The sequence below is a fragment of the Rickettsiella endosymbiont of Dermanyssus gallinae genome, assembly GCF_019285595.1.
Taxonomy (GTDB): domain Bacteria; phylum Pseudomonadota; class Gammaproteobacteria; order Diplorickettsiales; family Diplorickettsiaceae; genus Rickettsiella_B.
Genome location: NZ_CP079094.1, coordinates 1,159,364 through 1,180,000, shown reverse-complemented (window position 1 = coordinate 1,180,000; position 20,637 = coordinate 1,159,364). Strand labels below are relative to the sequence as shown.

26 protein-coding genes and 2 rRNA genes (1 of these 28 running past the window's edge) are annotated in these 20,637 nt (G+C 43.1%); 22 read left to right on the top strand and 6 right to left on the bottom strand.

The features are described from left to right. A 23S ribosomal RNA gene (locus tag KX723_RS05965) occupies positions 1-2,830 on the top strand; it begins 177 nt to the left of the window's first position. Between the two features lie 185 nt (positions 2,831-3,015). Further along, a 5S ribosomal RNA gene (gene rrf / locus KX723_RS05960) occupies positions 3,016-3,132 on the top strand. 268 nt (positions 3,133-3,400) lie between these two features. On the opposite strand, the gene KX723_RS05955 is transcribed toward rrf, so the two are convergent. Further along, positions 3,401-3,577 carry a hypothetical protein gene (locus KX723_RS05955; RefSeq protein ID WP_218813490.1) on the bottom strand — a complete coding sequence of 59 codons (177 nt, stop codon included), beginning with the start codon at positions 3,575-3,577 and terminating at the stop codon, positions 3,401-3,403. A gap of 236 nt (positions 3,578-3,813) precedes the next feature. After that, on the bottom strand, positions 3,814-4,050 hold the full coding sequence (locus KX723_RS05950; RefSeq protein WP_218813489.1) for a hypothetical protein: 237 nt from the start codon (positions 4,048-4,050) through the stop codon (positions 3,814-3,816). A 96-nt stretch (positions 4,051-4,146) separates the two neighbouring features. On the opposite strand from KX723_RS05950, the gene KX723_RS05945 reads away from it, so the two are divergent. From KX723_RS05945 to KX723_RS05935, 3 genes are all read left to right on the top strand, one after another. After that, positions 4,147-5,247, top strand: coding sequence for a D-alanine--D-alanine ligase family protein (locus tag KX723_RS05945; RefSeq protein WP_218813488.1), 1,101 nt, complete (start codon positions 4,147-4,149; stop codon positions 5,245-5,247). 136 nt (positions 5,248-5,383) lie between these two features. Then, a complete protein-coding gene (locus tag KX723_RS05940; RefSeq protein ID WP_218813323.1) occupies positions 5,384-5,554 on the top strand; it encodes a hypothetical protein in 171 nt (56 codons plus the stop codon). Positions 5,555-5,591: 37 nt separating this feature from the next. Continuing rightward, positions 5,592-6,617, top strand: a complete 1,026-nt coding sequence (locus KX723_RS05935; RefSeq protein ID WP_218813487.1) for a hypothetical protein — start codon at positions 5,592-5,594, stop codon at positions 6,615-6,617. Here the strand turns inward: KX723_RS05935 and KX723_RS05930 are convergent. After that, positions 6,614-7,498, bottom strand: a complete 885-nt coding sequence (locus tag KX723_RS05930) for a LysR substrate-binding domain-containing protein (RefSeq protein ID WP_218813486.1) — start codon at positions 7,496-7,498, stop codon at positions 6,614-6,616. The genes KX723_RS05935 and KX723_RS05930 overlap by 4 nt on opposite strands. A gap of 114 nt (positions 7,499-7,612) precedes the next feature. On the opposite strand from KX723_RS05930, the gene KX723_RS05925 reads away from it, so the two are divergent. Beyond that, entirely contained in the window at positions 7,613-8,152 is a 540-nt protein-coding gene (locus tag KX723_RS05925; protein WP_218813485.1) for a peroxiredoxin, read from the top strand. Between the two features lie 179 nt (positions 8,153-8,331). On the opposite strand, the gene KX723_RS05920 is transcribed toward KX723_RS05925, so the two are convergent. Beyond that, a complete protein-coding gene (locus KX723_RS05920) occupies positions 8,332-8,502 on the bottom strand; it encodes a hypothetical protein (RefSeq protein ID WP_218813323.1) in 171 nt (56 codons plus the stop codon). On the opposite strand from KX723_RS05920, the gene KX723_RS05915 reads away from it, so the two are divergent. The 6 genes from KX723_RS05915 (at position 8,475) to KX723_RS05890 (ending at position 10,123) form a co-directional block, all read left to right on the top strand. After that, the gene (locus KX723_RS05915) at positions 8,475-8,705 is read left to right on the top strand and encodes a hypothetical protein (RefSeq protein ID WP_218813484.1); all 231 of its coding nucleotides are present in this window, start codon (positions 8,475-8,477) and stop codon (positions 8,703-8,705) included. The two genes, KX723_RS05920 and KX723_RS05915, sit on opposite strands and share 28 nt — an antisense overlap. A gap of 46 nt (positions 8,706-8,751) precedes the next feature. Next, entirely contained in the window at positions 8,752-9,150 is a 399-nt protein-coding gene (locus KX723_RS05910) for a transposase (protein WP_218813432.1), read from the top strand. Between the two features lie 16 nt (positions 9,151-9,166). Further along, positions 9,167-9,310, top strand: coding sequence for a hypothetical protein (locus KX723_RS05905; protein WP_218813433.1), 144 nt, complete (start codon positions 9,167-9,169; stop codon positions 9,308-9,310). Beyond that, entirely contained in the window at positions 9,292-9,519 is a 228-nt protein-coding gene (locus KX723_RS09870) for a transposase (protein ID WP_425516581.1), read from the top strand. Before KX723_RS05905 ends, KX723_RS09870 begins: the two co-directional genes overlap by 19 nt. A gap of 73 nt (positions 9,520-9,592) precedes the next feature. Continuing rightward, the gene (locus KX723_RS05895) at positions 9,593-9,763 is read left to right on the top strand and encodes a hypothetical protein (RefSeq protein ID WP_218813323.1); all 171 of its coding nucleotides are present in this window, start codon (positions 9,593-9,595) and stop codon (positions 9,761-9,763) included. A gap of 129 nt (positions 9,764-9,892) precedes the next feature. Continuing rightward, positions 9,893-10,123 (top strand): carboxymuconolactone decarboxylase family protein, encoded by a 231-nt coding sequence (locus KX723_RS05890; RefSeq protein ID WP_218813483.1) that lies wholly within the window; start codon positions 9,893-9,895, stop codon positions 10,121-10,123. Positions 10,124-10,496: 373 nt separating this feature from the next. On the opposite strand, the gene KX723_RS05885 is transcribed toward KX723_RS05890, so the two are convergent. Further along, a complete protein-coding gene (locus KX723_RS05885; protein WP_218813482.1) occupies positions 10,497-10,667 on the bottom strand; it encodes a hypothetical protein in 171 nt (56 codons plus the stop codon). A gap of 135 nt (positions 10,668-10,802) precedes the next feature. Here KX723_RS05885 and KX723_RS05880 point away from each other — a divergent pair, with 135 nt between their 5' ends. Beyond that, complete coding sequence (locus tag KX723_RS05880) at positions 10,803-11,108, top strand: hypothetical protein (RefSeq protein WP_218813481.1); 306 nt, start codon at positions 10,803-10,805, stop codon at positions 11,106-11,108. A 24-nt stretch (positions 11,109-11,132) separates the two neighbouring features. Here KX723_RS05880 and KX723_RS05875 read toward each other — a convergent pair whose 3' ends face one another. Further along, positions 11,133-11,879 carry a hypothetical protein gene (locus KX723_RS05875; RefSeq protein ID WP_218813480.1) on the bottom strand — a complete coding sequence of 249 codons (747 nt, stop codon included), beginning with the start codon at positions 11,877-11,879 and terminating at the stop codon, positions 11,133-11,135. 96 nt (positions 11,880-11,975) lie between these two features. Here KX723_RS05875 and KX723_RS05870 point away from each other — a divergent pair, with 96 nt between their 5' ends. The 9 genes from KX723_RS05870 to nuoI all read left to right on the top strand — a co-directional run bounded on the left by KX723_RS05870 (position 11,976) and on the right by nuoI (position 20,637). Continuing rightward, positions 11,976-12,332, top strand: coding sequence for an NADH-quinone oxidoreductase subunit A (locus KX723_RS05870; protein ID WP_218813479.1), 357 nt, complete (start codon positions 11,976-11,978; stop codon positions 12,330-12,332). Then, positions 12,329-12,805 (top strand): NuoB/complex I 20 kDa subunit family protein, encoded by a 477-nt coding sequence (locus KX723_RS05865; RefSeq protein WP_246562592.1) that lies wholly within the window; start codon positions 12,329-12,331, stop codon positions 12,803-12,805. The genes KX723_RS05870 and KX723_RS05865 overlap by 4 nt, the downstream gene beginning before the upstream one ends. After that, on the top strand, positions 12,805-13,500 hold the full coding sequence (locus tag KX723_RS05860) for an NADH-quinone oxidoreductase subunit C (protein WP_218813477.1): 696 nt from the start codon (positions 12,805-12,807) through the stop codon (positions 13,498-13,500). The genes KX723_RS05865 and KX723_RS05860 overlap by 1 nt, the downstream gene beginning before the upstream one ends. Continuing rightward, a complete protein-coding gene (locus KX723_RS05855; RefSeq protein WP_218813476.1) occupies positions 13,493-14,746 on the top strand; it encodes an NADH-quinone oxidoreductase subunit D in 1,254 nt (417 codons plus the stop codon). Before KX723_RS05860 ends, KX723_RS05855 begins: the two co-directional genes overlap by 8 nt. A 132-nt stretch (positions 14,747-14,878) precedes the next feature. Beyond that, the gene (gene nuoE / locus KX723_RS05850; RefSeq protein WP_218813475.1) at positions 14,879-15,373 is read left to right on the top strand and encodes an NADH-quinone oxidoreductase subunit NuoE; all 495 of its coding nucleotides are present in this window, start codon (positions 14,879-14,881) and stop codon (positions 15,371-15,373) included. Then, positions 15,342-16,646 (top strand): NADH-quinone oxidoreductase subunit NuoF, encoded by a 1,305-nt coding sequence (nuoF, locus tag KX723_RS05845; protein ID WP_246562430.1) that lies wholly within the window; start codon positions 15,342-15,344, stop codon positions 16,644-16,646. The genes nuoE and nuoF overlap by 32 nt, the downstream gene beginning before the upstream one ends. A 139-nt stretch (positions 16,647-16,785) precedes the next feature. Beyond that, on the top strand, positions 16,786-19,125 hold the full coding sequence (nuoG, locus tag KX723_RS05840) for an NADH-quinone oxidoreductase subunit NuoG (RefSeq protein WP_218813474.1): 2,340 nt from the start codon (positions 16,786-16,788) through the stop codon (positions 19,123-19,125). Continuing rightward, positions 19,115-20,143, top strand: coding sequence for an NADH-quinone oxidoreductase subunit NuoH (nuoH, locus tag KX723_RS05835; protein ID WP_218814970.1), 1,029 nt, complete (start codon positions 19,115-19,117; stop codon positions 20,141-20,143). Before nuoG ends, nuoH begins: the two co-directional genes overlap by 11 nt. Beyond that, on the top strand, positions 20,140-20,637 hold the full coding sequence (gene nuoI, locus KX723_RS05830) for an NADH-quinone oxidoreductase subunit NuoI (RefSeq protein WP_218813473.1): 498 nt from the start codon (positions 20,140-20,142) through the stop codon (positions 20,635-20,637). The genes nuoH and nuoI overlap by 4 nt, the downstream gene beginning before the upstream one ends.

Sequence of the window (20,637 nt, the reverse complement as noted above, 5' to 3'; positions counted from 1 at the left end):
AGCGAACCGAGGGAACTGAAACATCTAAGTACCTCGAGGAAAAGAAATCAAATGAGATTCTGCAAGTAGCGGCGAGCGAACGTGGAATAGCCTTCACGAGATAGTAGACAAATTAACCAAACACTCTGGAAAGAGTGGCCATAGAGGGTGATAGCCCCGTCGGTGAAAGTTTGTTTATGGTACTAAGCGTGAAAACAAGTAGGGCGGGGCACGAGAAATCCTGTCTGAAGATGGGGGGGACCATCCTCCAAGGCTAAATACTCTCGACTGACCGATAGTGAACCAGTACCGTGAGGGAAAGGCGAAAAGAACCCCGGCGAGGGGAGTGAAATAGAACCTGAAACCGTCTGCGTACAAGCAGTAGGAGCTTATCACTGTTAAAGGTGATGAGTGACTGCGTACCTTTTGTATAATGGGTCAGCGAGTGACTTTTAGTGGCAAGCTTAACCGAATAGGGTAGGCGAAGGGAAACCGAGTCTTAAAAGGGCGTTGAGTCGCTAGGAGTCGACCCGAAACCGAGCGAGCTAGCCATGTCCAGGGTGAAGCTTCGGTAACACGAAGTGGAGGCCCGAACCCACATCTGTTGCAAAAGATGGGGATGAGGTGTGGCTAGGAGTGAAAGGCTAAACAAGCTCGGAGATAGCTGGTTCTCCTCGAAAGCTATTGAGGTAGCGCCTCGTGTTAGTGACCAGGGGGTAGAGCACTGTTTCGGTAAGGGGGTCATCCCGACTTACTGAGCCGATGCAAACTTCGAATACCTGAGTCATGTTGCACGGGAGACACACGGCGGGTGCTAACGTCCGTCGTGAAAAGGGAAACAACCCAGATCACCTGCTAAAGTCCCAAAATTAGGTTAAGTGTGAAACGTAGTGGAAAGGTTTAAACAGCCAGGAGGTTGGCTTAGAAGCAGCCATCCTTTAAAGAAAGCGTAATAGCTCACTGGTCGAATCGGTCTGCGCGGAAGAATGAACGGGGCTCAAACCTAATACTGAAGCAGTGAATGCGATTGGTCTACGGACTGATTGCGTGGTAGAGGAGCGTTCGGTAAGCCGTTGAAGGTGACTTGTAAAGGTTGCTGGAGGTATCCGAAGTGCGAATGCTGACATGAGTAACGATAATGCGGGTGAAAACCCCGCACGCCGAAAGTCCCAGGATTCCTGCGCAACGGTAATCGACGCAGGGTGAGTCGGCCCCTAAGGCGAGGCGGAAACGCGTAGTCGATGGGAAACAGGTTAATATTCCTGTACTTTGACAGACTGTGATGGGAGGACGAAGAAGGCTAAGTGGGCCGGAGACTGGTAGTTCCGGTTTAAGCGAGTAGAGAGAAATTCTAGGAAAATCCGGAGTTTCGTTAATCTTGAGACGCGATGACGATTGATTAGCTTCGGTTAATCGAGAAGTCACTGATGCCCTGCTTCCAGGAAAACTCTCTAAACTTCAGGTCTGTTAGAACCGTACCGCAAACCGACACAGGTGGACAGGTAGAGAATACTAAGGCGATGAGACAACTTGGGTGAAGGAACTAGGCAAATTGGCACCGTAACTTCGGGAGAAGGTGCACCTTTTTTGGTGAGTGGATTTACTCCACAAGCTGAGGGAGGTTGAAAGAAACTGGTGGTTGCGACTGTTTATCAAAAACACAGCACTCTGCGAACTCGAAAGAGGATGTATAGGGTGTGACGCCTGCCCGGTGCCGGAAGGTTAATTGAAGTGGTTAACTTGCGCTGAGATGGTTTTTAAGAACGAAGTAGAGAGAATAATAACTCGAAGATAAAACTTAAAAGCCATGTCAGCGCAGGTGAAGCTGCGGATCGAAGCCCCGGTAAACGGCGGCCGTAACTATAACGGTCCTAAGGTAGCGAAATTCCTTGTCGGGTAAGTTCCGACCTGCACGAATGGCGTAACGACAGCCACACTGTCTCCACCCAAGGCTCAGTGAAATTGAAATCGCTGTGAAGATGCAGCGTACCCGCGGCAAGACGGAAAGACCCCGTGCACCTTTACTACAGCTTTACACTGAACTTTGAATTTGACTGTGTAGCCTAGGTGGGAGACTTTGAAGCGCGTTCGCTAGAATGCGTGGAGTCGGAAGGTGAAATACCACCCCGTGAAAGTCGGAGTTCTAACCTAGCGTTCTTATCGAGCGTGGGGACCGTGTATGGTGGGTAGTTTGACTGGGGCGGTCTCCTCCTAAAGAGTAACGGAGGAGCACGAAGGTACCCTCAGCGCGGTCGGACATCGCGCATTGCGTGTAATGGCACAAGGGTGCTTGACTGCGAGACAAACACGTCGAGCAGGTGCGAAAGCAGGTCATAGTGATCCGGTGGTTCCGAATGGAAGGGCCATCGCTTAACGAATAAAAGGTACGCCGGGGATAACAGGCTGATACCGCCCAAGAGTTCATATCGACGGCGGTGTTTGGCACCTCGATGTCGGCTCATCACATCCTGGGGCTGAAGCAGGTCCCAAGGGTATGGCTGTTCGCCATTTAAAGTGGTACGCGAGCTGGGTTCAGAACGTCGTGAGACAGTTCGGTCCCTATCTGCCGTGGGCGCTGGAGATTTGAGAGGAGCTACGCCTAGTACGAGAGGACCGGCGTGGAGGTACCGCTGGTGGTCCGGTTGTTTCGCCAGAAGCATAGCCGGGTAGCTACGTACCGACAGGATAACCGCTGAAAGCATCTAAGCGGGAAGCCTCCCTCAAGATAAGATCTCCCGAGAATTTAATTCTCCTAAAGGTTTGTTGTAGACGACAACGTCGATAGGTGGGATGTGTAAGTGCAGTAATGTATTGAGCTAACCCATACTAATTAACCGTGAGGCTTGATTTGAGAATCCAACTGGTTACTTTTAAGAAGTAAATCAATTGGTTGTTGAATGAAGACATACCACAAACAAGAGATACAATAGAAAGAACGGTGCAAACGCTTCTTACAGATTATTTGTTTTGGTTTGAGATTTAAAACGCTCAAACAAAAAGGTTTCGCTAGCTATGTAAATAGCTAGACAACGATTGCCTGGCGACCTTAGCGAGTAGGTCCCACCTGATCCCATTCCGAACTCAGAAGTGAAACTACTCTGCGCCAATGATACTTTGGGGTTTCCCCCATGGGAAAGTAGGGCATTGCCAGGCTATTTAACACTAAAAACCCGCTTAACCGCGGGTTTTTTTTAATTCAAATTTTTTCTATGACTCTTTCTTCTTTTAATTCATTTTCGAAATCAGCTTTCTGTTAGCCGATCACTACCCCGTCTGGAGTGACTATACCCCAGAGGTCACATTTAGTCCCGGCGTCGTTAGTAAATCCATCACTATAAGTGCTAAGAAACCCTGGGCGCCCCAGGTCATTCCCATCTTTGGAACAGCAAGTTGCCCCATGATTTTCCATCATCTTTTTGCATCATTCCCCCGCCGCTTTCGCATACTGATTGTTCATATCCTTAAATGAACCCCAGTGTTTGGTATAATTGTAAGTCTCGTTATAGCCTTGTGCCGCCATCGCGCTGCTCGGCAGGATTGCTACAGTAGCCAATGCCATTGCTCCTAAACAAGTAAGTATTTTTGATTTTGTTTTCATATTAATTTACTCCATTAAAATAATTGATAGCAGGGTTATTTTAAGCTAATTTTTTAAACAAAAGTTAATTTATGACCACTAAATATGGAAAATCTATAAATGGTAGATTGTTGAATGATACTTTGGGGTTTTCCCTATCATGTAGGGCATTGTCAGACTTATTACACTGAAAAACCCACTTAATTGCGGGTTTTTTTATTTAATTTTTCACTTTTAAATATTAACTGAATGCTGGGTTAAAATTTAAATATATTCAAGCTATTTGAACCACTAAAGTCATTTAACGGAAAGTCTTTTTTAAATTGCTGTATAAAAAAATGACTGGCGGCATCGCACGGTTTATCGCTTGCATAATTGTTACGAGGGACAGTTGAATTAGCAGGTGAATGCGTTGAGTTAATTGAATGATAGGCAGCTATTTGTTCCGGTTGTCGTATAAGCGGTATCTGTTCTTGGTGATTTTTATTTGGCATGCGTATTTTTTCCTTATATCTATACCTAAGTGAGTAGGGGCAGTATATAATAAGATGATTCCCCGAAACACTATCCATGATTAAACTTGTAATTTTATGGCTTCATCCGTTAAAAAAATCAAAGTCGCTGTGCTTTATGGTGGCCGTTCGGCTGAACATGAAGTTTCTTTACAATCTGCTGCGGCTGTTATAAAAAATTTAGATAAAAATAAGTTTGAAGTCATTCCTGTTGCAATTGATAAGCAGGGGCATTGGTTACTGAATGATCTGAAACAATTCCCTTTAGATGAATCAGCGCCTGTAAAAACCAGTGTGTCAAAAGCGCTTTTTGTGCCAGAGACAATCATGAATCAAAAAGAATTTTTTTGTGATGTGGTGTTTCCTGTTTTGCACGGTTCTTTTGGTGAAGATGGCACGATGCAAGGCTTATTGGAAATTTTGGGTCTTCCCTATGTAGGCGCGAACGTATTGGGATCAGCCATCGGTATGGACAAAGTGATTGCTAAACGTTTAGCGCAAGCGGATAAAATTCCTGTTGTTCCCTTTGTTACGTTTAATGTAGGCGAATGGGAAATAAATCAAACTTCTCTACAAAAAAAAATTGAAAAAGAGCTAGATTATCCCTTGTTTGTTAAACCCGTGAATGCGGGTTCAAGTTTCGGTATTACTAAAGTGAAAAAGGCCGCTGATTTGTTTGCGGCGATTAATCTAGCGGCGGAATTTGATACAAAAATTTTAGTTGAGCAAGCGTTAGTGGTGCGTGAAATTGAGGCAGCTGTTTTAGAAAACTTATCGTTTGGTGAAGAACCGTTAGTCAGTGTTTTAGGTGAAATTAATCCTCAGCATGAATTTTATTCCTATGAGGCCAAATACCTCGATGACAAGGGTGCAGAGTTGATTATTCCTGCGGTACTTCAGGAAGGGCAATCTGAGAAAATAAAAAAATTAGCAGCAAAGGTTTTTACTAGCTTAGCGTGTCAAGGCATGGCTAGAGTCGATTTTTTTATGGAAGAAGCAACGCAAAAAATTTATTTAAACGAAATTAATACCATTCCTGGGTTTACTAAAATTAGTATGTATCCCAAATTATGGGAAGCGTCCGGCCTTTCTTATCAGCAACTTTTAACGCACCTTATCGAATTAGCACTGGCACGGCATCAGCGTTTATCTGAGTTGAAACAAAGCAAATTATTATAAAACTTAACTGATAATGACTATTATGGTAAATACCGAATGGGACATTATCTTGAGTTTAGACACTTAACTGTTAACATGCGAATCCTAGCGGCATTCAGTGTCACCAGATAAGGAGTTTATTATGTTACTTCCAGCGATGAGACAGGAAAGCATTGTGAAAGCAATGCGAAGTCGAAGAGCCCGCGATAGGCGTGCGTTGACGGGCGAAGCAGGAAACGCATCACGCCGTAAAGTCATTTGTGGGAGGCACGGGCATGAACTCCGAAGGAGTGAGTGCGTGCCGGACGCAGGACGTATCGCGGCCTAATTTCAGTCGCGTCATGCGAACGAATTTCGGGGACACGATGGCCGAAATTCTTCGGGAGCATAGCGACTCACTTGAAGACCTAAAGACTCTCTATGATCCTAAAAGCTTTAAAGGTGTTGGCTCTCAAACCAGAACCGATATAATCAATACTATTAATTACGATATAGAAGGATTGACTCAAGAAGAAGGCGGAGAGTTTACTTATCAAGAGCTTTGTAATGGATTACATTATTTAATTGCTACCAACAAAGATCTACATGCTTATATTGAGCGAAATAAATCTCAAGCTTCATCTTCTGATCCTTTTATTATCCCCTCCAGTAAATTACGCGATTTAGGGATAGATTTGCTTATAAGTCAACCTATTTCCTGTTTAGCCGAAAGTCCCTTCGAATATTTAATGCATTTAGTATTTTTAGAAATTTCTTATTATTGTCTTGGTGATGAGATGAGAGAGCCGCTAATTGCTTTTGTACTCTTGTACGTTCTAGCAGTGACTTATGGGCTATGCCAGGTTATTTATAAAAATATCCGTGACATGCTAAAAAATGAAGAGCCTAGCGTCGTTAAAATTGCAAAGATCATTACAAATTTAATTTTTTTTATTGGAGTAACGGTAGCAGCATGGTTTTATATACCAAGTATCTATTTTATGTCAAGTGTCTATGTAGTGAATAGCGTTTTAGCTTTCTTTTGCGGGACAGTGGCGGCCGCTTTATTTTCCTATGTGAATAAAAAAATGCTTTGTTTCCCTAACAAACAAGAAAATCCGCCTGGATTGATAAAACCTTCGGAGGAGTTGCTAAAAGAATTGGAAGTTACTAAAGGAATTCTACAATATGTTAGAGAAGGAGATGATAAAGAGATCTGTATGGAATTTGTGAAAGCAGTGGTTAGGTTGCATATTAAATCTATTAGCAAACTAGAGGATGTTGAAAATTCCTTATATGAAAGCGCCTCATCTGTAGGAGGGCATGGGTCGTTTTTTCCCATGCAATCTGCTAATGATGCTGATAAGCGCATAGAAGATAGCCCTACTTGTAGTGTTCAAAATAATGGCTAGAAATACCCGGGGATTATTTTTTTAATATAGGTTGACACCTCTCCGAGTAGAGTTTTTCTGGCGCTAGAAACTCGCCAATAAAGGCCGATAGTTCTTGATGGTTTTGGCGAACTAAACGGAATGTAAACAATGTTGTCGTTTGTTTGCTGGGCTAATTTCGGCATGAGTGTGATACCGTTTCCACTCGCTACCATATGACGTAATGTTTCTAGGCTAGTGGCACGGAAGTTTTGCATTTCGCTGACATTGATTTTGTGACAAATATCCAGCGTTTGTCCACGCATACAATGTCCTTCTTCCAGTAATAATACATTTTGTTGATCCAGGTCATGTTGTTTTACGGTTTTTTGAGCACTTAAAGGATGTTTAGCGGGTGCAGCGAGTAAAAATTCTTCTTCAAATAATACCGCATGAGTGAGACTGGGTTCTACAACAGGAAGGGCTAAAAAAGCCGCGTCTAGTGCGCCAGTTTTTAATTTTGGGATGAGCAATGCAGTTTGTTCTTCCACCAGATAAAAACGCAGCTTAGGAAATTGGCTGGCTAAAGCAGGCATCAGTAGAGGGAGCAAATAGGGCGCCAGTGTCGGAATAATGCCGATTTTTAATTCACCGCCATAAGGATCTTCTGCCAATTTTGCCAGCGCATAGATTTGATCCGCTTGTTCCAAGATATGCTGGGCCTTTTCAGTAATGGCTATACCGATAGGGGTTAATAAGACGGATTTATTACTCCGTTCTAGTAGCTTGACGCCTAGGTCAGCTTCCAATTTTTTGATTTGCATGCTCAAAGCAGGCTGGCTGACAAAACAGGCTTCAGCGGCCCTGCCAAAATGCTGATATTTGCTGAGTGCGACTAAGTATTTTAGGTCTCGTATATTCATTACCTGGCCATTAATAAGGTTATCTTATCGATAGTATAATAACAATATATTATACTTATCAAGTGGTTTTGGGTACTTTAGGCGCTCAAATTATGAATTTAGGAGAATAACAATATGTTAACAGTTGGTGAAAAGTTTCCAGAATTTGCTATGAAGGCGGTCGTATCGTCGAATATAGCGGATGCTTTTACAGATATTAGCCATAAAACACACCAAGGTAAATGGCAAGTGTTTTTCTTTTGGCCCAAAGACTTTACCTTTGTTTGTCCCACTGAAATTGCTGCATTTGGCCAGTTAAATACCGATTTTGCTGATCGTGATGCGGTTTTATTAGGTGTGAGTACCGACTCTGAGTTTGTACATTTAGCTTGGAGACAGCAAAAAGAAGAATTAAAGGATCTACCTTTTCCTATGTTAGCGGATATTAAACGCGAATTAACAGAAGGACTTGGCATTTTAGATAAGAATGAAGGTGTGGCTCAGCGTGCGACCTTTATTGTTGATCCAGAAGGTATTATCCGATTTGTGATGGTAACGGATCTGAATGTAGGCCGTAACCCTAAAGAAGTATTGCGTGTATTAGATGCGCTGCAAACGGATGAACTTTGTCCTTGTAACTGGCAGAAAGGCGAAGAAACCATCAATGTAGCCTAAAGTAATGCAAAGGGCTGAGAACACGAGCTTTTGCTTGTGTTCTCAGCCCTTTAATCGGTGCCGTGAGTCTAAACGATTGGGAGACGAATTATGATGAGTTTTGAACAAGTGAGTCGCTATGCTCCCGAAGAATTTCGGCCATCGTGTCCCCGAAATTCGTTCGCATGACGCGACTGAAATTAGGCCGCGATACGTCCTGCGTCCGGCACGCACTCACTCCTTCGGAGTTCATGCCCGTGCCTCCCACAAATGACTTTACGACGTGATGCGTTTCCTGCTTCGCCCGTCAACGCACGCCTATCGCGGGCTCTTCGACTTCGCATTGCTTTCACAATGCTTTCCTGTCTCATCGGAAGTAAAAAATAAGCTATTAGACAGTGCAAAAGATATTAAATTAAATATCGCCACGACTTTTACAGATGAAGGTACGGATTTAAATAAAAGCCAACTCGGTGGTATTGCCTTAGCGTCCGCTTATGCGATTAAAAATCCAACATTGATTAAATCGGTGCTTGCTGAAGTGAGAAAACGTCTTCATGGTTTAAATAAATAAGAAAATAGTTTATAAAGGTAGGGATAAAAATCCTAAAAAAAAGAAAATGTCCTACCCAAGCGATATAAGCACCAAGCAGTGGAAACTAATTAAAGGATATTTTAAATGCGGTAAATACGGAAATCGTAGAAAGTATTCGAAAAGAACCCTTGTGAATGCAGTTTTCTACATAACAAAAACCGGATGTCAATGGCGTCAATTACCGAGTAATTTTCCACCCTGGAAAACAGTCTATAGTTTTTTTATGCGAGCTAAAGTTCAAGGGACATGGGAAAAGATAATGGAAAGTTTAGTAGAGAAGAGCCGAGTAGGCATGGGTAAAGCTCCTAAACCAAAGTATAGTTTAATTGATTCACAAAGTGTTAAAACAACGTCTGCCGCGAAAGAACGTGGTATTGATGGCGGAAAAAAAAATAAAGGGCTGAAAAAGGCACATTGTCACTGACACGCAAGGGCATATTTTGCAGGTGACTGTGCATGCAGCTAACACCCATGATACGGTAGGCGGATGTAAAGTTTTTGAACAAGCTGTGCAAAAATATCCAAGTTTAGGGGTGTTTGTGCCGATGCAGGTTATAGAAAAACAATGGAAATATTCGTTATAAATACATTAAAGAGAACCATTGAAATTTCTTGCCGGATAACAAAAAAATGGTCTCTTTTGCCTAAGCGGTGGGTGATAGAAAGGACTTTCTCATGGCTTAATCATTTTCGTAGGTTATCAAAAGATTACGAAATCACCACTTCTTCTGCTGAAAATTACGTTATGATCTCTCATTCGATTGGGCTGCTTCGACGCTTATTCAAACCATGAAGACGTTTTCTGAGTTATCTCTCATAAGCGGAAATTGAAGCTGCAAAATCAGCGGCAACGATTATGGCGATCGATGAGACAGGAAAGCATTGTGAAAGCAATGCGAAGTCGAAGAGCCCGCGATAGGCGTGCGTTGACGGGCGAAGCAGGAAACGCATCACGCCGTAAAGTCATTTGTGGGAGGCACGGGCATGAACTCCGAAGGAGTGAGTGCGTGCCGGACGCAGGACGTATCGCGGCCTAATTTCAGTCGCGTCATGCGAACGAATTTCGGGGGCACGATGGCCGAAATTCTTCGGGAGCATAGCGACTCACTTGGAATAATATTTATTATAGATTTATTCATTTAGTAAATGATAAAACGTTTGCTAGTATGCCAGCGCGTTTACGCATGAATGTGATCGGCAATTCGGGTATTGATAAACTTGATTTTGAATTAAGTTGTTTAGCGGTATCAGCGATTAATGGTTGTGGTATGTGTATAGAAGCGCACACACAACAATTAATAAAAGCCGGTATCAGTAAATTAGCGATTCAATCGAGCATACGCATTGCGGCGGTGTTAAATGCGATGGCTGCCTGTTTAGAAATTTCTCAATATTAATTTAATTGAATAGAATCTAAATTATTATTGATATTCAATTCAGTTATTAAACTAGAAAAACCCCCGCTTAGCGCTATGCTAAGCGGGGGTTTTTTATTTTTTAATTATTCCATATCTATTTTTTCGATTAATCATCCTCCTTCTGTCATGTATGTGATAGGGTATTGCTATCTAACCTTATTTTTAATCTGTCGCGTTTTATTTCGTAGGCAGTTTATTCTTAATAATAATAAAAGGAGTTATTTATGCCGAATACGCAATCTGCTATTAAAATTTCTGTCGATAACCGCCCCAGTGATCAAGTGAGTCGCTATGCTCCCGAAGAATTTCGGCCATCGTGTCCCCGAAATTCGTTCGCATGACGCGACTGAAATTAGGCCGCGATACGTCCTGCGTCCGGCACGCACTCACTCCTTCGGAGTTCATGCCCGTGCCTCCCACAAATGACTTTACGGCGTGATGCGTTTCCTGCTTCGCCCATCAACGCACGCCTATCGCGGGCTCTTCGACTTCGCATTGCTTTCACAATGCTTTCCTGTCTCATCGATAGAGTGCAGCGCCATGCGAGAGTGATCGATGAGCATGAGGCGCCTATCAGTAGTTCGGCAACGAGGCCTAGCTTTGGATACAAGAACTTTTTTCTGCCGGTATAGCCGCTTTTAATAGCGGCAAGCAGTGGATGCAGCAGAGATTATTTACATTCGAGAGTAAAGTCCCTGCGGCTAACGTTGCTTATTATTCACAAGATACAAACCAAGCTAAGTTCTTTAAGCCAGCGCCACCACTCCTACCTAACAACACGCAAGCGTCATCATTGAGCGCGGTTGATTATTCACGGCTTGATGTAAACGCTAACTTGTTGCTAGCGACGCTTCTTTTTACACGTCAAAAGTCAAAAATGTTTGTGGAGGCACCATTAACAGCGCTTGACGAATTGGATCATTCTGTTAAACGAGCGCTACTTAAGTATCAAAAATTAAATTAAGCTTGGATATAAAAGCAGCTCGATTTATGGCGAGCCATCTGGCTTAATTTGATTAAAAATGTGCGGTAGTTTGTCAGCTAATGCCTTATCGATAGTTAAGGCATTCGGCTCAAAAACAAAAGGACGTCTAGGGTAAATTCTATCGTTTACCCAATGCGGCGACCAATCCGTCGTGGTTTTAATACATTCCGCGGTAAAACCTTTCAAGTGAAATTTTTTTTCTATTTCTAAACAGCCCGATAAGAAAATGTCGACGTAGGATTCTATGAGGGGGTATTTTTCTGAAGGTTTAGCCATAAATTCAGGTTTTGTTTCATAAATCCAGAATTGACCGTTTGGTAAAGGATGATGATCCAAGGTATGAATAGAGGAGGTTGGCACAGCGACACGGCAGTAATACTTTTCTCGTTTATCATAATTTTTTATCATGCTAGGTGTGGCTAAACGAAAGATGGTGCCATTAAAGTGCGCATTTGGCTGTTTAACAATACCGAGGTACGTGGTACTTAAGCCTACAGATAACCCTGTTGCAAACCAACCGCGTTGGTAGTTATCAATCATCACCGGTCTATTTTCACCGCTGGTGTTGTCAGTTTTATTCTTGGAGGTGGTTTCCATCAAAGAACCATAGCCAATGATATATTGAGGCAGTTTATCCTGAGGCGTTGGATGGCAAAGACAATCCGTGTTATCCGCATAGGACTTTGTAATGGCGGCTAACATTAAAAGTAAAGAAGTGCTTAAACGAGAAATCAGCATAGTTAATCTCATGTAATGACAAGCTAGGTTTTTTAATAATAAGTATGGAATTTTAATACTTGAAGGTTGTATACTAGCCGGCAAATTAATCGGGATTGCTAAAATACCATGTTGCAGCTTTATTTTCCCATTCTTGTTTTTATTGCCTTTGGCTTATTTGTTGGCGTTGCGGCGTTAGCTATTGGCCGATTGGTAGCGCCTAGTCGGCCTGACGAAGCGAAATTATCCCCTTATGAATGCGGATTTCCCGGTGTTAGTGATGCACGTTTGCCTTTCGATATACGTTATTATTTAGTGGCTATTCTCTTTATTATTTTTGACTTAGAGACCGCTTTTTTATTTCCTTGGGCCGTTTCCTTAAGACATATCGGTACACCCGGCTTGACTGCAATGGGGATTTTTATTGGGCTTTTATTTATTGGTTTTGTTTATGAGTGGAAAAAAGGGGCTTTAGAGTGGGAATAGATCCTTTATTACAACAACAAGGGTTTGTAACGACTTCGATGGACAAGCTGTTGGCTTGGGCACGCAGTGGATCTTTATGGCCTATGTCGTTTGGTTTGGCGTGCTGTGCCGTAGAAATGATGCACTCAGCGGCATCGCGTTATGATTTAGATCGTTTTGGTACGGTTTTTAGACCGAGCCCTAGACAATCCGATGTGATGATTGTGGCGGGAACCCTGTGTAATAAAATGGCGCCAGCACTGCGTAAAGTCTACGATCAAATGGCCGAGCCACGTTGGGTTATTTCCATGGGCTCTTGTGCGAATGGCGGAGGCTATTACCACTATTCTTATTCAGTGGTTCGCGGCTGTGATCGCATTGTCCCTGTTGATATTTATGTACCGGGTTGTCCTCCCACGGCAGAAGCTTTAGTCTATGGCGTGATACAGTTACAAAATAAAATTAAAAAAACCCGTTTTATTGAGCGTAACTAATGTCTGAAAATAATGCACTGATGCAATCGCTTCGGGATCGTTTTCCTGAGCTCGTTGATGGTTTAAACATTAAACTGGAAGAAATTACCTTAGAAGTAGCGAGGGAAAAACTACTTGAGGTTTGCGTCGCATTAAGAGATGAAGCAGATTTTAAATTTGAATTGTTAGTGGATGTGTGTGTGGTTGACTATAAGGATTATGGTATCAGTGAATGGCGAACCGAGCGCTCTACCTTCACGGGTTTTGAACGCGGTGTTGATAGTAGCGGCCAAGAACATCCGGTGCATTGGAATAAGCCTCGTTTTGGGGTGGTGTTGCATTTACTGTCGATAACCCATAACCATCGTTTGCGCCTGCGCGTGTTTGCGGAAGGCGAACCACCTTATGTACCTTCGGTCAATGATATTTGGTCAGCAGCTAATTGGTTTGAACGCGAAGCATTTGATTTATATGGTGTGGTATTTGAAGGCCATCCGGATCTACGACGTTTATTAACCGATTATGGTTTTGTGGGTCATCCTTTCCGAAAAGATTTTCCTTTAAGTGGTCATGTGGAAGTTCGCTATGATGCGAATCAAGGGCGGGTTATTTATCAGCCGGTTACGATCACGCCACGCACCTTAGTCGCAAAGACAATCCGTAAATCACCGAACGAATTACCTTCTGCGCCTGCTGAGAAACCTAATAATGCCTGAGATACGTAATTACACCCTAAATTTTGGTCCGCAACATCCAGCTGCGCATGGTGTTTTGCGTTTGATATTAGAGCTGGACGGCGAGGTCATACAATCCGCTGATCCGCATATTGGGTTATTGCACCGTGCGACAGAAAAGCTCGCCGAATCCAAACCCTATAATCAAAATATCGGTTATATGGATCGTTTGGACTACGTTTCCATGATGTGTAATGAACATGCGTATGTACTCGCGATTGAAAAAATGCTCGGTGTGACGCCACCGAAGCGTGCGCAATACATTCGAGTCCTATTTGATGAGATTACTCGATTGCTTAATCATTTATTGTGGTTGGGTGCGCATGCCTTAGATATCGGCGCAATGACGGTTTTTCTATACTGTTTCCGTGAACGTGAAGATTTAATTGATTGCTATGAAGCGGTTTCCGGTTCGCGTATGCATGCGACGTATTATCGCCCAGGTGGTGTTTATCGTGATTTGCCGAATAAGATGCCGCAATATAAGCCTTCACAATGGCATAACGAAAAAGAAACCCGCACACTGAATGCGAATCGGGATGGCAGCTTATTAGATTTTATCGCCGATTTCGCAGCGCGCTTTCCTAAGTTAATCGATGATTATGAAACCTTATTAACGGATAACCGAATTTGGAAACAGCGTACGGTGGGTATTGGTGTGCTGACGCCGGAAAGAGCGATGCAGTTAGGTTGTACCGGTCCTATTTTACGTGGCTCGGGTGTGGCGTGGGATCTACGCAAAAAACAACCGTATGAAGTGTATGATGAACTCGATTTTGATATTCCGATTGGTCTTAACGGCGATTGTTATGATCGTTACCTGGTTCGCGTCGAAGAAATGCGTCAATCCACACGTCTGATTAAACAATGCGTTGAATGGTTAGCGCATAATCCTGGACCAGTGATAATTGATGATTATAAAATTGCGCCGCCGCATCGTGTAGATATGAAAGCGGATATGGAATCACTGATCCACCATTTTAAATTATTTAGCGAAGGTTATTGTGTACCGCCCGGCGAAGCGTATGCGGCGATTGAACATCCCAAAGGTGAGTTTGGTGTTTATATGGTATCCGATGGTGCGAATAAACCGTATCGCGTCAAAATACGTGCCGCCGGTTTTCCACATTTAGCAGCCTTGAATGAAATGACATCCGGACATATGATAGCCGACCTAGTGGCGATACTTTCGAGTCTCGATATAGTATTTGGGGAAATCGATCGATGAATATACTCTTCGCACTTGAATTTTCGGCGGCGTTCCCGCTCAACTCGCAATCCTCATGTATGTTGTATACACTCCGGTTGCTTCATTTCCGCGGCGCCTTGCCGAAAAATCAATTGCTGTGAGTATAAAACGATGAACAACACAGTGACTTTATCAGAAAGTTTAAAAGCAGACATTGATACATGGACAAAAAAATTTCCGCCGGAACGACGACAATCCGCGGTATTACCTGTCTTGACCTTAGCGCAAGATGCCAATCAAGGTTATTTATCCAGAGAATTGATTGATGCGGTAGCCGATTATTTAAATATGTCACGCGTGACGGCGTATGAAGTCGCTACTTTTTATTCCATGTATGAACTTAAGCCAGTGGGTCGGCATAAGATTGGCGTTTGCACGAACGTTTCTTGTATGTTGCGTGGCTGCGATAAGATCGTTAAACACTTAAAAGATCGTTTACAAATTAATTTTGGCGAAACGACAGCAGATGGCAAATTTACGTTGAAGGAAGTGGAATGCTTGGGTGCGTGTGCAAATGCGCCGGTCGTTCATATTGGGCAGCGTTATTACGAAGATTTAACGCCAAAAAAAATAGATGAAATCTTGGATAGCTGTGATGGCCAATGATATTTGTTTTCGTACCTTACATCTAGATCAACCTTGGAGCTTAGCCAGTTATCGATCGGTAGGCGGCTATGAGGTTTTAGAGAAAATTTTACGTGAGAAAACGCCGCCGGAGCAAATTATTGCGGAGTTAAAGACCTCGTGTTTACGTGGTCGTGGTGGCGCCGGTTTTCCAACCGGTTTGAAGTGGAGCTTTATTTCACGTACAGCGCCTGGGCAAAAATATGTCTTATGTAACTCCGATGAAGGTGAGCCAGGTACCTGCAAAGATAGAGATATCATGCGTTACAATCCCCATCAATTGATTGAAGGCATGATTATTGCGGGCTACGTGATGGGCGCCACCATTGGCTACAATTATATCCGTGGCGAATATTATGAACCCTTTGATCGCTGCGAAGCCGCTTTGCAAGAAGCCGAAGCGGCCGGTTATTTAGGTAAAAATCTTTTAGGTTCTGGTTTTGATTTTGAACTTTATAATCACCTCGGTGCGGGTGCTTATATCTGCGGTGAAGAAACGGCGTTAATGGAATCCTTAGAAGGAAAAAAAGGTTTTCCGCGTTTCAAGCCACCTTTTCCTGCCAATTATGGTTTATACGGTCGACCAACCACGATTAACAATACCGAAACCTTAGCCTCCGTGCCTGTGATATTACAAAAAGGTGGCCAATGGTTTTTGGAGTTAGGCATTCCGAATAATGGTGGTTGCAAACTCTTTAGTGTGAGTGGACACGTTAATAAACCGGGTAACTATGAAGTGCCTTTAGGCATGCCTTTTACCGAGCTATTAGCTTTAGCGGGCGGTATGAAAGACGGTAAACAATTAAAGGCCGTTATTCCCGGTGGTTCTTCTATGCCCGTCTTGCCTGGGCACGCCATGTTAAATGCCACCATGGATTATGATTCGATTAGCAAAGCCGGTTCTATGTTAGGTTCCGGTGCGGTGATCATTATGGATGAGACTACGTGCATGGTGAAAATTTTAACGCGTATTGCGCATTTTTATAAAGAAGAATCCTGCGGCCAATGTACACCTTGCCGAGAAGGAACGGGTTGGATGTGGCGTGTGTTGCATCGTATTGAGCACGGAGAAGGGCGTTTACAAGATTTAGACTTATTAGAAAGTGTGGCCGGCAAAATTATGGGCCATACCATTTGTGCCTTAGGTGATGCAGCGGCTATGCCCGTACAAAGTTTTATTAAGCACTTTAGAAGTGAATTTATTGAACACATTGAACATAAACGTTGTCCGGTGGGAGATCCACACGAATGCTAATTTTTGAGGATACTCACAGCAATGGGATTTTTGGCAAGGCGCCGCGAAAACGAAGCCACCGCAGTGTATGCATGATACATAAGGATGGCGAGTTAAGCGGGAACGTAGGCAAAAATTCAAGTGCGAAGAGTATGAAACGATGATAGATATTGAAATAGATGGTCGACCCTTACAGGTAGAACAAAATACCACGATTATTGAAGCCGCTGATCAAGTCGGTATTTATATTCCACGTTTTTGTTACCATAAAAAATTGTCCATTGCGGCCAACTGCCGCATGTGTTTAGTGGAAGTAGAAAAATCAGGAAAACCTTTACCCGCGTGCGCAACACCTGTGACGGCGGGTATGAAGGTATTTACTGAGTCTTCTAAAGCGAAAGAAGCACAGCGTTCGGTGATGGAATTTTTACTCATTAACCATCCTTTAGATTGCCCTATTTGCGATCAGGGCGGTGAATGCGAATTACAAGATTTATCTTTAGGTTATGGGCAATCCATTTCACGTTTTACGGAAGGTAAACGTTCCGTAAAAGACGATAATTTAGGTAGCTTAATTTCAACGGAGATGACGCGTTGTATTCAATGTACGCGTTGTGTGCGTTTTGGTCAGGAAGTCGCGGGACTTAAAGAATTAGGCACATTGAATCGGGGTGAAAATCTTCAGATTGGTACCTATATCGAACACAGCGTAGAATCTGAATTGTCGGGTAACATTATTGATTTGTGTCCCGTTGGTGCATTAACGTCAAAGCCTTTTCGTTTTAGTGCACGTGCTTGGGAATTACAACAATCACCTTCTATTGCACCACATGATTGTTTAGGTTCTAACCTTTATTTGCATACACGCCGAGAAGAAGTCATGCGTGCGGTGCCACGAGAAAATGAAAGTATTAATGAAACCTGGTTGTCGGATAGAGATCGTTATAGTTATTTAGGCATTCATAGTGCTAATCGCCTCACCAAACCCTATGTCAAAGAGAATGGACAATGGTTTATCGTGGATTGGGAATTAGCCTTAGAAAAAGTGATGCATGGATTTCAAGCCGTCCTAGAAAAAGAAGGGGCTGGATCATTAGGCGCATTAGCGTCGCCGAGTAGTACCACCGAAGAGCTTTATCTTTTACAGAAACTATGGCGCGGTTTAGGATCACAAAATATTGATCACCGTTTACATCAAACTGATACCCGTCATCAAGATCAAGTCGCGCTTTTTCCGGCGGGAATAAATTTAGCGGAACTAGAACAACAAGAATTTATTTTATTAGTCGGATCGAATATCCGCCGTGAACAACCCTTAGCGTCAAACAGGCTGCGTAAAGCACAATTAGCGGGCACTAAAATAGCCAGTATTAATTGTTTGGATATTGAATTTCCTTTTCAATTAAATGAAAAGATTATTATTCCGCCGCATGAATTGCCGTTTGTTTTAGCCGGTATTGCAAAAGCCTTAGCGGGTGATGTTGCACCTGCACAATGGGCTGATATTCCGATCAGTTCAGCGCAAAAGAAATTAGCAGAAAAATTAAAATCTAAAAAATCCGTCATTATTTTAGGTGCTATTGCACAGAATCATCCACAAGCCGCAGCGATCACACAACTTTGCGAATGGATTGCTGAGCACAGCGATACGGTACGTTGTGTGGTGATGACGGAAGGCGCGAACAGTGCCGGTGCTTGGTTGGCGGGCGCGCTGCCGCATCGATTACCCGGTGGTGGTGGTGTTACTAAGCCCGGTTTATCCGCGCATGAAATGTTTAATTCGGCATTAAAAGCTTATTTGCTTCTCAATATTGAGCCTTCTTTAGATTGTGCGAATCCGATTCAGGCCGTAAAAGCATTACGACAAGCGGATTGGGTGGTTGCTTTATCACCTTATAAATCAAATTATTTATTAGAGCATGCGCATATCATCTTACCGATGACGAGCTTTGCAGAAACGAGCGGTAGCTTTGTGAATATAGCGGGTGAATGGCAAGGTTTTACTCCAGCGATACCGCCTTTAGGTCAAGCAAAACCGGCTTGGGAAATTTTGCAAACACTGAGTAACTTAGCGGGATTAGCTGATTTTAATCATGCCACGCATGATTTTATTCGCGATGAGCTAAGCGCGGTGGTTAAAAAACAATCCTCAACCGCTAAATCTTCATTGCCGCATTTAGTAAAACAGCCATCAGCCAGCATTACACGTATTACCGAATGGCCTTTATATCGCATCGATAGTTTAGTGCGTCGTTCACCCGCACTACAAGCGGCTGCGGGTAATGATCGGGTGGGTGTGGCGATGAACATACATTTAGCCACTGCATTACAGCTTAAAGAAGGTCAAATGGTAGGGATTAAACAAGGTACAGGGCAGGCGAGTTTAGCGGTGCTAATTGATGAACGTCTTCCTAATGACTGTGTGTGGATTCCCGCTGCTTGTGAAGAAACAGTTAGCTTGGGCGAATCTTTTGGAGCGGTTGAAATCCATGCTGAATGATTTACTTTTATTACTTTGGATCATTATTAAGATCGTTATTATTACGATCCCGTTACTATTGACGGTGGCGTATTTAACCTTAGCTGAGCGTAAAGGTATTGGTTATATCCAGGCCCGAATTGGACCTAATCGGGTAGGGCCACTGGGGCTTTTACAACCCATTGCCGACGTCGTTAAGTTAATTACAAAAGAAATTATTGTTCCTTCTGCTTCTAATCGTTATTTATTTATTATCGCGCCGATTGTGACGATTGCACCTGCTTTAGCCGCTTGGGCGGTGATCCCGTTTAGTGAAGGTTTAGCTTTAACACAAATTAATGCGGGCGTGCTTTATCTTTTTGCGATCACGTCTTTAGGTGTTTACGGTATTCTGATTGCCGGTTGGGCCACCAATTCAAAATATGCCTTGCTCGGTGCATTACGTGCGGCGGCACAAACTATTTCGTATGAAATTGCGATGGGATTTGCATTTGTGGGTGTTTTATTGGCGGCCGGTAGCATGAATTTGCATGATATCGTGATAAAACAAGACGGTGGACTTTGGCATTGGTTTTGGTTGCCGTTGTTACCGTTGTTTATTACTTATTGGATTTCCGGTATTGCAGAAACAAATCGTGCACCGTTTGATTTAGCCGAAGGTGAATCTGAAATAGTGGCCGGCTTTCACGTGGAATATTCAGGCATTGCGTTTGCATTATTCTTTCTCGCCGAATACATGAATATGATTTTAATTGCGGCGATTGCATCCTTACTTTTTTTAGGGGGTTGGTTATCACCGTTCCAAGGAATTCCTGTTTTAGATAAAGCATTTTTATGGGTTCCTGGTATCATCTGGTTGTTTTTAAAAATGGCGGTTTTTTTGTGGCTATTCATTTGGTCACGTGCCACATTTCCACGCTATCGTTATGATCAATTAATGCGTTTAGGCTGGAAGATTTTAATTCCCGTCACCTTGCTTTGGATAACAGTGATTGCGTTTGCAGTACAATTTAAACTCGCGCCTTGGTTTAGCACATGAAAATGTTAAAAAGAACGTTACAACTCATTAAAGCCTATACGCTGTGGGAACTTTTTAAAGGTTTAGCGGTAACCGGCCGGCACTTTTTTAAGAAAAAAGTGACTATCCAGTTTCCTGAAGAAGAAACACCACGCTCGGTTAGATTTCGTGGCTTGCATGCGTTGCGTCGTTATCCTAATGGCGAAGAGCGTTGTATTGCTTGCAAACTGTGTGAGGCGGTGTGTCCGGCTTTAGCGATTACGATCGAAGCGAAACCACGTGATGATGGCTCACGTCGAACAACGCTGTATGAAATTGATTTATTTAAGTGTATTTATTGTGGGTTTTGTGAAGAATCCTGTCCGGTGGATGCGATTGTGGAAACCAATATTCCGCATTACCACTTTGAAAATCGTGGTGAACAGATTATGGCCAAGGAAAAACTATTAGCGATTGGTGATCGTTATGAAAAGCAGATAGCCGAGGAGCGGAAAGAAGATGCGCCATATCGTTAA

Bases quoted from the DNA above. Each gene is read 5' to 3' on its own strand.
- nuoG (WP_218813474.1), top strand. From the start codon at position 16,786: ATGATAGATATTGAAATAGATGGTCGACCCTTACAGGTAGAACAAAAT.
- KX723_RS05880 (WP_218813481.1), top strand. From the start codon at position 10,803: ATGCAGCAGAGATTATTTACATTCGAGAGTAAAGTCCCTGCGGCTAAC.
- KX723_RS05945 (WP_218813488.1), top strand. From the start codon at position 4,147: ATGGCTTCATCCGTTAAAAAAATCAAAGTCGCTGTGCTTTATGGTGGC.
- KX723_RS05910 (WP_218813432.1), top strand. From the start codon at position 8,752: ATGTCCTACCCAAGCGATATAAGCACCAAGCAGTGGAAACTAATTAAA.
- KX723_RS05955 (WP_218813490.1), bottom strand. From the start codon at position 3,577: ATGAAAACAAAATCAAAAATACTTACTTGTTTAGGAGCAATGGCATTG.
- nuoF (WP_246562430.1), top strand. From the start codon at position 15,342: ATGAAATCTTGGATAGCTGTGATGGCCAATGATATTTGTTTTCGTACC.
- KX723_RS05890 (WP_218813483.1), top strand. From the start codon at position 9,893: ATGCCAGCGCGTTTACGCATGAATGTGATCGGCAATTCGGGTATTGAT.
- KX723_RS05930 (WP_218813486.1), bottom strand. From the start codon at position 7,498: ATGAATATACGAGACCTAAAATACTTAGTCGCACTCAGCAAATATCAG.
- KX723_RS05895 (WP_218813323.1), top strand. From the start codon at position 9,593: ATGAGACAGGAAAGCATTGTGAAAGCAATGCGAAGTCGAAGAGCCCGC.
- nuoE (WP_218813475.1), top strand. From the start codon at position 14,879: ATGAACAACACAGTGACTTTATCAGAAAGTTTAAAAGCAGACATTGAT.
- KX723_RS09870 (WP_425516581.1), top strand. From the start codon at position 9,292: ATGGAAATATTCGTTATAAATACATTAAAGAGAACCATTGAAATTTCT.
- nuoH (WP_218814970.1), top strand. From the start codon at position 19,115: ATGCTGAATGATTTACTTTTATTACTTTGGATCATTATTAAGATCGTT.
- KX723_RS05935 (WP_218813487.1), top strand. From the start codon at position 5,592: ATGGCCGAAATTCTTCGGGAGCATAGCGACTCACTTGAAGACCTAAAG.
- KX723_RS05925 (WP_218813485.1), top strand. From the start codon at position 7,613: ATGTTAACAGTTGGTGAAAAGTTTCCAGAATTTGCTATGAAGGCGGTC.
- nuoI (WP_218813473.1), top strand. From the start codon at position 20,140: ATGAAAATGTTAAAAAGAACGTTACAACTCATTAAAGCCTATACGCTG.
- KX723_RS05875 (WP_218813480.1), bottom strand. From the start codon at position 11,879: ATGAGATTAACTATGCTGATTTCTCGTTTAAGCACTTCTTTACTTTTA.
- KX723_RS05855 (WP_218813476.1), top strand. From the start codon at position 13,493: ATGCCTGAGATACGTAATTACACCCTAAATTTTGGTCCGCAACATCCA.
- KX723_RS05950 (WP_218813489.1), bottom strand. From the start codon at position 4,050: ATGCCAAATAAAAATCACCAAGAACAGATACCGCTTATACGACAACCG.
- KX723_RS05885 (WP_218813482.1), bottom strand. From the start codon at position 10,667: ATGAGACAGGAAAGCATTGTGAAAGCAATGCGAAGTCGAAGAGCCCGC.
- KX723_RS05940 (WP_218813323.1), top strand. From the start codon at position 5,384: ATGAGACAGGAAAGCATTGTGAAAGCAATGCGAAGTCGAAGAGCCCGC.
- KX723_RS05920 (WP_218813323.1), bottom strand. From the start codon at position 8,502: ATGAGACAGGAAAGCATTGTGAAAGCAATGCGAAGTCGAAGAGCCCGC.
- KX723_RS05870 (WP_218813479.1), top strand. From the start codon at position 11,976: ATGTTGCAGCTTTATTTTCCCATTCTTGTTTTTATTGCCTTTGGCTTA.
- KX723_RS05860 (WP_218813477.1), top strand. From the start codon at position 12,805: ATGTCTGAAAATAATGCACTGATGCAATCGCTTCGGGATCGTTTTCCT.